This window comes from Pradoshia eiseniae (assembly GCF_002946355.1).
In the GTDB taxonomy this organism is placed as follows: Bacteria; Bacillota; Bacilli; order Bacillales; family Pradoshiaceae; genus Pradoshia; species Pradoshia eiseniae.
Genome location: NZ_PKOZ01000001.1, coordinates 594,893 through 605,832 on the forward strand (window position 1 = coordinate 594,893; position 10,940 = coordinate 605,832).

Genomic DNA, 10,940 nt, shown 5'->3' on the forward strand with positions numbered 1-10,940 from the left:
GAGACGACAAATGTTAAATAAGGTAAATGAAGCGGCTGCTTATATTCTTGAAAAAGCAGGACAAAAACCGGAGCTTGGCTTAATCTTAGGATCTGGATTAGGAGTTCTCGCGGAAGAGATTGAAAATCCAATTGCTATTCCTTACAATGAAATCCCGCATTTTCCTGTATCAACAGTTGAAGGTCATAAAGGCCAGCTTGTAATTGGGGCGCTTAGCGGGAAGATTGTTGCGGCCATGCAGGGAAGATTCCACTACTATGAAGGCTACAGCATGCAGGAAGTAACGTTCCCTGTTCGTGTGATGAAGGCTATGGGCATGTCCCATATTCTTGTTACAAATGCAGCAGGCGGAGTGAACGAAAGCTTTAAGCCGGGTGACTTAATGATTATCGCGGATCACATCAATTATATGGGAGCAAACCCGCTGATCGGACCAAATGAAAAAGAGTTCGGACCGCGCTTCCCGGATATGTCCAGCGCTTACACAAAAGAGCTTGTGGCATTGGCTGAAGGTATTGCGAAGGAAGAAAATATCGACGTGAAAAAAGGTGTGTACATTGGCTTCACTGGCCCGACATATGAAACACCGGCAGAAGTGCGCATGGCGCGCATCCTCGGCGGGGACGCTGTTGGAATGTCCACAGTTCCTGAGGTCATCGTTGCGGCACATGGCGGCATGAAGGTGCTTGGCATCTCCTGCATCACGAATATGGCTGCAGGAATTCTTGACCAGCCATTATCCCATGAGGAAGTAATTGAAACAACTGAAATGGTTAAAGCAACCTTCCTTTCCTTCGTGAAACGAATTGTTGCCGAGATGGAAATCTAACATAATTAAAGGCGTCTATTCAAGTCACACAGGACTGAATAGACGCCTTTTTTTATTTCAGTTACAATTGCCGAGTATCTGTCCGAGGTGAATTTACAACCATGTCACCATACGGACAATCCTGGTGAAAATAATTAGGTGTTCGAATCTCATTCATAAAGTTTTGGTGAAAGATATGTGTTGTCGCAGGAGATATTGGCGGGATGAGCCATGTCCAATCACCAGTCAAGGAGCGGCCGCTCTGCGCTTCCAGCCGTTCAAATCGTTTGAACTGTTCGGCGGCTGTATGATGGTCGACAATCGTTATACCCTGTTTTTTATAGGAATGCAAGACCGCTATATTCAGTTCAACCAATGCTTTATCCTTCCATAAATATCGGTTCAATGAAGTATCTAGCCCCATAATTTCAGCCACTCCTGGCAAAAAGTCATAACGGTCCTTATCCGCTAAATTGCGTGCACCAATCTCGGTGCCCATATACCATCCATTAAACGGGGCACAATGATAGCTGATACCCCCAATCTCAAGGCGCATATCGGATATGATTGGAACGCCATACCATTTCATGTTCAAGTGATGAAGGGGGAATTCAGGGTGCTCAATCTCTACTTCCTTCACGAGATTATCTGGTATCTTCCTCCATTCCGGAGGTTTTCCATCAATTGAAAATACTAAGGGCAATACATCATATTGGCCGTGATTTCCACGCCAGCCAAGCTGTTCGCAAAATTTGGTGAAGGGGATGGAATGTTTATCGCCAATGGTGCCATATTCGGTTTCATATCCGGCATATCGAATCAGTTGGTGATTGTAAATTCGAACACGGTCAGGGTGAAAGATGGTGATGGTTGGGTATATTCTACCCTCGTTTGTCGCATAGGAAATGTGATGAAACAGATTATTAATAATAGCCTCCTCTGTAAGGGCATCTCTTGCGTCAAAAACATGGAGACTGTTCCAGAAAAGTCTGCCGATGCATCGGTTGCTATTTCGCCATGCTATTTTTGCCCCATGAACAAGCTCGTCAAATGTATGCTCATACGTTCCGGTCTGAATAATATCCTCTCTAATTTCCTCCATACGTGCGTTTATTTCCTGTTCTTTTCCAAGCTCTTGATAACAAAGTGATAGGAAGCTTTCAGCTTCTATAATAAGTGATTCAGAATTCATACCGTTCTCCTTATTCGAGTCTTATAGACTATTATGCAAATGCAGGTTAAAGAAAAGCCAATATTTTGAACTATTTAGCCGGTTTTATGAAATGAGCAGGCTGGAATTTTGCGGTGCATCAACTAATTAAACGTTTTAGCAAATATGTAAAACAACGACGGTATAAAAGCGGAGAATATGGAAAAACTGGAATTTATCATAAGTAGGAGGTCTGTCCATGAAACGGTTTGTTTCAGCTTTATTGATAGGGATATTCACATTAAGTATCTCCGGTCCGGCTTTGGCCGCTGAGAAACCAAATAAAAGCACAACTGAACTTGCGCCTAATACCAAGTCTGCGATTCTCATTGAAATGAATACGGGTTCGGTCATCTATGAAAAGAATAAGGATGAACAGCTTTCCCCGGCGAGCATGACGAAAATCATGACGATGCTTTTGATTATGGAAGCGCTCGATAAGAAGCAGATCACGATGGATGAGAAGGTCCGCACGAGTGAATACGCGGCCTCAATGGGAGGTTCGCAAATTTTCCTTGAGCCTGGTGAAGAGATGACAGTCGAGCAAATGCTGCGCGGGATTGCAATCGGATCAGGAAACGATGCTTCTGTAGCAATGGCGGAAAAGCTTGCAGGCAGTGAGGAAGAATTTGTGAATCTGATGAATAAGAAAGTAAAGGAATTAGGGCTTAAGAATACGAAATTCCAAAACGCAACAGGCCTTCCTGTAAATGATCATTATTCAACAGCGCATGATATGTCAGTGATGGCGCGCGAGCTTTTAAAGCATGAGGAAATCACGAAGTTCACGAGTCTTTATGAGTCCTACCTGCGTGAGAATACTGATAAAAAATTCTGGCTCGTCAATACTAATCGTCTTGTGAAATTCTATCCAGGCGTGGATGGGCTGAAGACAGGGTTTACTCATGAGGCAAAGTATTGCCTGACCGCTACGGCGAAGAAGGATAATATGCGCGTTATCGCGGTTGTTTTTGGTGCAGCTAATCCGAAAGAGCGTAACGCACAGGTGACGAAGATGCTTGACTATGCCTTTGCCAAATACCAATCTAGAGAAATTTATAAAAAGAACATGCCACTTGCCATGCTGACGATTGAGAAAGGTCAAAAGAAGAAGATCAGCTTGGTGACAAGTGAACCGGTTGCACTTCTTAGCAAAAAAGGGGAAGAGAAGCTAAATATCCGTCCAAAAATCATCCTCCATAAAGATGTGCAGGCACCGGTAGAAAAAGGTGAGCAGCTTGGCACAGTACAAATGCTATTAGGGGATAAGGTGGTTTCCGAAACACCGCTCATTGCGTCGGAAGGTGTCAAAAGGGCGACCTGGTTTGACTTGTTTAAGCGTTCATTCGGCATGTTCACACATGCAGGGCGCGAATAGGCGAAATCAAGCGAAAGAGAACGTTTCAGCACTAGTTTTGTCTTCATGAAGGAATTGGCCTGTGCTTTAGCGAAAACTCCACTATACGTTTTTTTAAAGGGGGAGAGGTATAGTGAGCCTTACGGTAGATATGACAACGAATCAGAATGTATTATGCATCCGGTTGGCGGGAGAGCTTGACCATCATACAGCAGAGGATTTGCGGAATAAGGCATCGCAAATTATTGAGACGCAAGGAATCCGGCATATCATCCTGAATTTGGGTGAGTTGACATTTATGGATAGTTCAGGCCTTGGAGTCATTTTGGGCAGATATAGACAAATTCAATCATATGGAGGAGAGATGGTTGTATGTGCAATCTCGCCTTCTGTTCACCGTCTGTTTGAAATGTCCGGCTTGTTTAAAATACTCCGGCTTGAGCCTTCTGAAGAAGCGGCCATGCATGGATTGGGGGTAATCACAAGATGAAAAATTCGATGAATCTTGAGTTTTCGGCCTTGAGCCAGAATGAATCCTTTGCTCGCATCACGGTTGCTTCGTTTGTGGCTCAGCTTGATCCGACGATGGATGAATTGACTGAAATTAAGACAGTGGTATCAGAAGCAGTTACAAATGCGATTATCCACGGCTATGAGAATGATCCGAAAGGGATTATTTATATTACTGTTCTCATGGACTTGGAGGAAGAAACCGTTGAATTGTCCATTAAGGACAAAGGCATTGGCATTCGCGATGTGGAGGAAGCAAGGCAGCCGCTTTACACGACAAAACCTGAACTGGAACGCTCCGGTATGGGCTTTACCATTATGGAGAATTTCATGGATGAAATCATGATTGAATCCTCCAGAGGTGAAGGCACGACCATCAGGCTAGTGAAAAATCTGTCTAAAAGTAAAGCTTTCAGCAAGTAAGGAGATAATGCGATGGATGTGGAAGTCAAAAAGACTAATAAGACGGCCCAGCTCAAAGATGAAGAGGTAAAAGCACTTATTCTTCAAGCTCAGCAAGGTGACCAAGCGGCTCGAGACGAACTCATCCAGAAAAACATGCGGCTAGTATGGTCCGTGGTCCAAAGATTCATTAATAGGGGCTATGAACCTGAAGATTTGTTTCAAATTGGCTGTATTGGTCTCCTGAAATCGGTCGATAAATTCGATCTTTCCTATAATGTGAAGTTTTCTACCTATGCTGTTCCGATGATAATTGGGGAAATCCAGCGATTTATCCGGGATGATGGAACGGTGAAGGTCAGTCGCTCCCTAAAAGAGATGTCCAATAAAATCCGGCGGGCGAAGGATGAGCTGTCAAAGGTATTCGGCAGGACCCCGACCATTACGGAGCTTAGTGAGCATTTGGAGCTGACACCCGAGGATATCATTATGGCACAGGAAGCGAGCAGAACCCCTTCATCCATTCATGAGACTGTCTATGAAAATGATGGAGACCCAATTACTTTGCTCGACCAAATTGCCGATCATTCGGAGAATAAATGGTTTGAGAAAATTGCCCTGAAAGAGGCTATCGCTCTCCTAGATGAGCGGGAAAAACTAATTGTCTATTTAAGATATTACAAGGATCAAACACAGACAGAAGTTGCAGAAAGACTTGGGATATCACAAGTACAGGTCTCCAGGCTTGAGAAAAAAATATTATCACAGATGAAAAGCCGAATGGATACCTGAAGTAAAAAAAGATACGATAAAGCGGCCGCATGGATACAATTATCCGGCGGTTTTTTTGTTGCACATAGATTTTAGATTTTCTGGTATGTTCCTGATTTTTCAAACCATACTAGAAGTAATGGCAAGGACCAAGAAATGGGGATGAAGGATTTCATGGGAGAATGTGTATATATTCGCCTGAAATACCGGGCGAAAATAAAGCCAAATGAGCCGATTCTGCTTAAGGATATTGCTAATATCATTGGACATGATGAAGTGACCGAAAAGGTCGGAAACTTGGTCTTAGGTAAATTCTCAAAGGACAAGGATGTATTCATTCTAGATGTGACCGTTGTGCTGCAAGCAATTTTTCTTCATTATCCGGAGCTTTCAATGGATACATACGGTCCATCCCAAACGATTGTAGAGGTCATCCGGAAGAAGAAGAAGGTATCGAGGATTGGTTTCATCGTTGTTTGGCTAATCTTATTTGTTGGAGCGGCATTTGCCATCATGAATTTCCATGAGGATGTCAGTATGAGGCAAATGCATGAACGCCTGTATTATATGATCACCGGCGAACATTCAAAGCACCCGTTCATTTTTCAAATTCCGTATTCAATTGGACTCGGACTTGGGATGATTTTATTTTTCAATCATATTTTCAAGAAGAAGTTCAATGATGAACCTAGTCCAATGGAAGTGGAAATGTTCAATTATCAGCAAGAACTCGATCAGTATTTAATTATGAAAGAAAACAATATGTATTCATCTTTCTTAGATGATGATTGAAGCGATTTCCGCTGTGCTGATCGGATTCTCTGGCGGGATATCCGTTGGAGCTGGATATGTGGCCTTTTTGACCGTATTGAATATCATTCCCCGTCTGACTCAATTGACGAAATCGGTCAAAAATGTGCACCACTATGAAGCGGCTGTTATTCTTGGAGCTGTTATTGGCACGATTTTCAGCTTATGGGATTTCACGTTGAATCTTTCCTTTCTTTTGTTGGCGGGATTCGGGATATTGAGCGGTATTTTTAATGGGATGCTTGCAGCGGCACTGACAGAAGTGATAAATGTGTTCCCGATTCTAGCGAAAAGAATTGGAATGCAGGACAGGCTTGTTTACATATTAATTGCGTTAGTTTTAGGCAGAATACTTGGTTCATTATTTCAATGGCTGGTCTATAACCAATAACGCTTGACTTAGGGCGGTGTGAAATGGAACAGAAAAGGAATATCATCATGATTACTGACGGAGATGAATATGCAAAACGAGCGGTTGAGCATGCGGCAAAAGAAATTGGCGGACGCTGCATTTCAGCTTCCTATGGAAATCCAGCAAAAGTGGATGGACCTGAATTAGTGCGGCTCATTAAGTCTGCAGCTAACGACCCGGTGCTCGTCATGTTTGATGACAGCGGGCTGGTCGGAGAAGGAGCAGGTGAGACGACGATGAGATATGTAGCTAATCATAAGGATATCAACATTCTTGGCATTGTCGCTGTTGCTTCTAAAACAAGGCAGGCTGAGTGGACAAAAGTCGATATATGCATTGATCGAGAAGGCAATCTTACCGAGCGAGGAGTAGATAAATTCGGCATTCCTGAAATGGATATAGGCCGGATTAACGGGGATACCGTTTATTGCATCGATTCCATCCATGCGCCCATTGTCGTAGGCATCGGTGATATTGGAAAGATGGGTAAATTTGATGATATCAAGATTGGAAGTCCAATCACCTTGAGTGCAATAAAACTGATTTTGGAACGGAGTGGATATCTTGACAGAAATTAAGACGAAAATACCGGCAGACCTGGCTAAAGTGAAGCGATACATGGAAAATCGCGTTGGCCTGGGCGTAAGCTTTGATTTAGGAGTCAGAGAAATCACGCTTCGCGATGTTCCGATTCAAATTTATTATGTCAATGGCTTATGCGATACGGCGTATATCATCGAGATTATGGAAACGTTGGTGGCCATCAATGAATTTGAGGGGATTGAGCACCCGAATTCGGATATGTATGCGCTCGTTAAGAATAGGCTTGTCCAGCAATCCGTTGATGTCAAGCAGACGATGGATGAAATGGTAGATCAGGTTCTGTCTGGGCTGATTGCCATCATTGTCGATGACAGCCAGAAAGCCTTGATTATTGATGTAAGAAGCTATCCGGGCAGAACGCCGCAAGAGCCGGATACGGAAAGAATCACAAGGGGCGCGCGCGATGGCTATGTCGAGAATATAATAGTTAACACGGCCCTGACGAGAAGAAGAATCCGCGATGAGCGTCTTCGCTTTGAAATCATGCGTGTCGGGGAGCGTTCCAAAACGGATATTGCCATTGGATATATTGAAGGAATCGCAAATCCGCATTTGGTCGAGATTGTTAAAAATGAACTTGAGTGCATTAAAGTCGATGGATTGACGATGGCTGAGAAAACGGTGGAAGAATTTTTGGTGAAGCAGAATTATAACCCGTATCCACTAGTTCGTTATACGGAAAGAGCAGATGTTGGGGCCAATCACCTGCTTGAAGGGCATGTATTGATTTTCGTCGACACCTCGCCAAGTATCATGATTGCACCGACGACCTTTTTTCATCATGTACAGCATGCGGAGGAATATCGCCAGTCAGCTTCAGTTGGGACAATCATTAGATGGTTTCGGTTTCTCGGTATTTTCTCATCGCTTTTTCTTATTCCGTTATGGCTGCTGTTTGTGCTAGAACCTCATCTTCTGCCTAAATCACTAGAATTCATTGGGCCAAGTGACAATAACCATGTTCATATTTTGGTTCAAATTGCCTTTGCGGAGGTGGGGATTGAGCTGCTGCGAATCGCATCCATTCATACTCCAGCCCCTCTTTCCTCAGCAATGGGCTTAATTGCAGCCGTTTTAATTGGGCAAATAGCGATTGATGTCGGCTGGCTTGTTCCTGAAGTGCTCTTTTATATTTCAATCGCCACGATTGGAAGCTTTGCAACACCTAGCCTTGAGCTTGGACTTGCCAATAAATATGTTCGCTATGTTCTATTGCTCATGACGGGGGCTTTTCATGTGCCTGGCTTAATAATCGGAAGTACCTTGTTTGTATTGTTCCTTAGTCATTTAAATACACTATCCACTCCGTATTTATGGCCATTTATCCCATTTTCTCCAAAAGCCCTATGGAGAATCATCATTAGAAGGCCAGTGCCTGTCAGTCATTTTAGACCGCGGATATTGCATCCGATTGACCGCAAGAAATAACCCTCTTTGAATAATTAATGGAAGTTGGCGCGCTAGTGTGATAAAGTATGTTTTATCAAACAATTCGAAAAATAGACAGCAGATGCAGCTGTCTATTTGTTTCGTTTTTCTGCATAGAAGGGATAGATGACGATGCATTTTTATGGGACAGGACGTGTGAATGAGCTTGGTCACCTGGAAATCGGCGGAGTAGATACAGTCACGCTAGGGGAGCAATATGGCACGCCTTTGTATATATATGATGTGGCCTTGATCAGAGAGAGGGCCAATATGTTTCAGGAAGCGTTCAAGAAATCTGGGGTGAAATCACAGGTAGCTTATGCCAGTAAAGCATTTTCATCAATTGCAATGTTCCAATTGGCCATGGAAGAAGGCCTATCATTGGATGTTGTTTCAAGCGGAGAGCTTTATACCGCGATCCAGGCTGAATTTCCGCCTGAAAGGATTCATTTGCATGGCAATAATAAAAGTTATGAAGAGCTGGAAATGGCCATTGATGCCAATGTTGGCTGCATAGTGGTTGATAATTTTTACGAGCTCTCTTTAATCGAGTCCATATGCAGGAAGAAAGGGAAGGTATGTCCGATTCTTCTTCGAGTGACCCCTGGGATTGAGGCGCATACCCATGATTATATCTTGACAGGTCAAGAGGATTCTAAATTTGGCTTTGATTTGTGGAATGGACAGGCTGAGGAAGCTTTGCAGCTCGTTTTAGCGAAGGAGTGTTTTGATGTGCTTGGTCTGCATTGCCACATTGGCTCGCAGATTTTCGAGACTACAGGCTTTATCTTGGCAGCACAGAAGCTTAGCGAACAAATCCGCAACTGGCATGAGCGTTATAGCTTTTCACCAAGGGTGCTAAACTTGGGGGGAGGGTTTGGAATCCGCTACACGGATGAGGACCAGCCAATACCGGTTTCTGCTTATGTAGAGGAAATTGTCGAGGCAGTTAAACGGGATTTCGACGAATACCGGATGGATATGCCGGAAATATGGATTGAGCCAGGACGCTCCTTAGTTGGAGATGCCGGGACGACCATCTACAAAATCGGCTCAACTAAGCATGTTCCTAACACACGAACCTATTGGGCCGTCGACGGCGGGATGAGTGATAATATTCGTCCAGCCTTGTACCAGGCCAAATACGAAGCAAGCCTCGCCAATCGTATGAATGATAAGGCTGAAGAGGAGGTAGCCATCGCCGGCAAATGCTGTGAAAGCGGAGATATGCTCATCTGGGACCTGCCACTTCCTAATATCGAACACGGAGACTTGCTGGCCGTCTTCTGCACAGGTGCCTATGGCTACTCAATGGCCAATAATTATAACCGAATTCGTCGTCCTGCCGTCGTCTTCGTTGAAAACGGCGAATCAAGACTTGTTGTCAAAAGAGAAAGCCTTGATGATTTGATTCGCAATGATCTATCTCTTTATAAATAAACTGTATTTCTGTGGATGCCTGCACTGTGCTGCAGGCATCTTTAATATTTTGAGGTTTATAGAATATTATTTCCAATGGGTTAGAGAGTTATTGCTAGAATATTTATTCTGGAATAATTTTCTGTTATAAGGGTGGAATCTTAATTGCCATGAGAAATAAATAGGGGATGGTCGGTGTAAATCCATTGTGCCAAATCTGCTTGACTTCCGGCACTGACCTCAAAATTAAAAAAAGAAGCAGTCCCATCATAGGACTGCTTCTTGCAGATTGTAGACAAAATGAGGTTGAGACATAACTTATAAACAATACTGGAAGAACAATATCAAAATAAATCATAATAGACTTTGTTTCTTAATTAAGGAGTTACGTTGAAAAACAAGTTCGTTCCATTGCGCTACGGCCACTCGCTTTCCGCGGGGAGGAAGCAGAGCCTCCTCGGCTGCGCCTGCGGGGTCTCAGCCTTTCCTCTACTTCCCGCAGGAGTCGAGTAGCCTTCGCTCCATTCCACTAGTTATGAATAATGGGATGCAAAATAAACAAATGTATTAAATACTTTATTTAGGCCATTTTTGGCGTTTTTCACAGCCGATTGGACATCTTCTTCAGGTTCAACAAAAGTAAGTATCGCCTGCATGGATAATTTATTAATTCTCCTAAGGGTTGTCCATCGCATTCCTTGCTTTCCCTTATACAAGGCCTAAAACTAATGATGGATTCTTCCGGGAGGACAAGAGTTACCCTATCGAACGACCGTAAAAGAGGGTAATCGTCAGTATGTATCCAATCCCCTTCACTATAAGGACTGTCCATTTCTCGGCCTAATACGGAACTGTCTTGGAGGACGTTTGTGACTAGGGAATGTTCATGATAGTACCAACCATGTTTGAATCGTTGATGGAGATGTTTATGGAGAACACCGGAAGACCAAATTTTTGGCCGCTGATGCTAGATATAAAACCCCGACCATTGCCCGATAAATGATGGATAGGGAGGTCATCTTAAGAATCGTAAACTCTAGTATACTAAAATGAGAAAATATAGTTTTGTAAGTGCTAATTTGCGCAGACTTCTATTTTTGGCAGAATGGGCGAGACTCCTGTGGGAGAAGGGGGCAGGCTGATGACAGCTCTTGCCGAAGGCGAGCTGGCTCAGCGCTTCCCCCACGGAAAGCGAGTCCATTCTGCCGAA

At 43.6% G+C, this 10,940-nt stretch carries 12 protein-coding genes; 10 read left to right on the plus strand and 2 right to left on the minus strand.

The genetic code is table 11. The annotated features are described in order from the left end of the window. Nucleotides 1-10: 10 nt before the first annotated feature. Entirely contained in the window at nt 11-829 is an 819-nt protein-coding gene (locus CYL18_RS02920) for a purine-nucleoside phosphorylase (protein ID WP_104847949.1), read from the plus strand. A gap of 61 nt (nt 830-890) precedes the next feature. On the opposite strand, the gene CYL18_RS02925 is transcribed toward CYL18_RS02920, so the two are convergent. Beyond that, nucleotides 891-2,000, minus strand: coding sequence for a nitric oxide synthase oxygenase (locus tag CYL18_RS02925; RefSeq protein ID WP_104847950.1), 1,110 nt, complete (start codon nt 1,998-2,000; stop codon nt 891-893). Nucleotides 2,001-2,217: 217 nt separating this feature from the next. Between CYL18_RS02925 and CYL18_RS02930 the strand changes: the two genes are divergently transcribed. The 9 genes from CYL18_RS02930 (at nt 2,218) to lysA (ending at nt 9,751) form a co-directional block, all read left to right on the plus strand. Beyond that, nucleotides 2,218-3,396 (plus strand): D-alanyl-D-alanine carboxypeptidase family protein, encoded by a 1,179-nt coding sequence (locus CYL18_RS02930; RefSeq protein WP_104847951.1) that lies wholly within the window; start codon nt 2,218-2,220, stop codon nt 3,394-3,396. 112 nt (nt 3,397-3,508) lie between these two features. Further along, nucleotides 3,509-3,865, plus strand: a complete 357-nt coding sequence (gene spoIIAA, locus CYL18_RS02935) for an anti-sigma F factor antagonist (RefSeq protein ID WP_104847952.1) — start codon at nt 3,509-3,511, stop codon at nt 3,863-3,865. Further along, nucleotides 3,862-4,308: an anti-sigma F factor gene (gene spoIIAB, locus CYL18_RS02940; protein WP_104847953.1), complete on the plus strand. Its 447-nt coding sequence runs from the start codon at nt 3,862-3,864 to the stop codon at nt 4,306-4,308. Before spoIIAA ends, spoIIAB begins: the two co-directional genes overlap by 4 nt. A 12-nt stretch (nt 4,309-4,320) precedes the next feature. After that, complete coding sequence (gene sigF, locus CYL18_RS02945; protein WP_104847954.1) at nt 4,321-5,079, plus strand: RNA polymerase sporulation sigma factor SigF; 759 nt, start codon at nt 4,321-4,323, stop codon at nt 5,077-5,079. A 153-nt stretch (nt 5,080-5,232) separates the two neighbouring features. Further along, complete coding sequence (locus tag CYL18_RS02950; RefSeq protein ID WP_104847955.1) at nt 5,233-5,850, plus strand: stage V sporulation protein AA; 618 nt, start codon at nt 5,233-5,235, stop codon at nt 5,848-5,850. Nucleotides 5,851-5,863: 13 nt separating this feature from the next. Beyond that, nucleotides 5,864-6,259 carry a stage V sporulation protein AB gene (locus tag CYL18_RS02955; RefSeq protein WP_330847561.1) on the plus strand — a complete coding sequence of 132 codons (396 nt, stop codon included), beginning with the start codon at nt 5,864-5,866 and terminating at the stop codon, nt 6,257-6,259. A gap of 23 nt (nt 6,260-6,282) precedes the next feature. Beyond that, nucleotides 6,283-6,858, plus strand: a complete 576-nt coding sequence (locus tag CYL18_RS02960; protein WP_104847957.1) for a stage V sporulation protein AE — start codon at nt 6,283-6,285, stop codon at nt 6,856-6,858. After that, entirely contained in the window at nt 6,836-8,311 is a 1,476-nt protein-coding gene (locus CYL18_RS02965) for a spore germination protein (RefSeq protein WP_236636201.1), read from the plus strand. Before CYL18_RS02960 ends, CYL18_RS02965 begins: the two co-directional genes overlap by 23 nt. Before the next feature lie 132 nt (nt 8,312-8,443). Then, on the plus strand, nt 8,444-9,751 hold the full coding sequence (gene lysA, locus CYL18_RS02970; protein ID WP_104848345.1) for a diaminopimelate decarboxylase: 1,308 nt from the start codon (nt 8,444-8,446) through the stop codon (nt 9,749-9,751). Between the two features lie 512 nt (nt 9,752-10,263). On the opposite strand, the gene CYL18_RS19355 is transcribed toward lysA, so the two are convergent. Then, a complete protein-coding gene (locus tag CYL18_RS19355; protein WP_201741240.1) occupies nt 10,264-10,425 on the minus strand; it encodes a hypothetical protein in 162 nt (53 codons plus the stop codon). Nucleotides 10,426-10,940: the final 515 nt, after the last annotated feature.

Bases quoted from the DNA above. Each gene is read 5' to 3' on its own strand.
- lysA (WP_104848345.1), top strand. From the start codon at position 8,444: ATGCATTTTTATGGGACAGGACGTGTGAATGAGCTTGGTCACCTGGAA.
- CYL18_RS02925 (WP_104847950.1), bottom strand. From the start codon at position 2,000: ATGAATTCTGAATCACTTATTATAGAAGCTGAAAGCTTCCTATCACTT.
- CYL18_RS02950 (WP_104847955.1), top strand. From the start codon at position 5,233: ATGGGAGAATGTGTATATATTCGCCTGAAATACCGGGCGAAAATAAAG.
- sigF (WP_104847954.1), top strand. From the start codon at position 4,321: ATGGATGTGGAAGTCAAAAAGACTAATAAGACGGCCCAGCTCAAAGAT.
- CYL18_RS02960 (WP_104847957.1), top strand. From the start codon at position 6,283: ATGGAACAGAAAAGGAATATCATCATGATTACTGACGGAGATGAATAT.
- CYL18_RS02920 (WP_104847949.1), top strand. From the start codon at position 11: ATGTTAAATAAGGTAAATGAAGCGGCTGCTTATATTCTTGAAAAAGCA.
- CYL18_RS02930 (WP_104847951.1), top strand. From the start codon at position 2,218: ATGAAACGGTTTGTTTCAGCTTTATTGATAGGGATATTCACATTAAGT.
- CYL18_RS19355 (WP_201741240.1), bottom strand. From the start codon at position 10,425: ATGCGATGGACAACCCTTAGGAGAATTAATAAATTATCCATGCAGGCG.
- spoIIAB (WP_104847953.1), top strand. From the start codon at position 3,862: ATGAAAAATTCGATGAATCTTGAGTTTTCGGCCTTGAGCCAGAATGAA.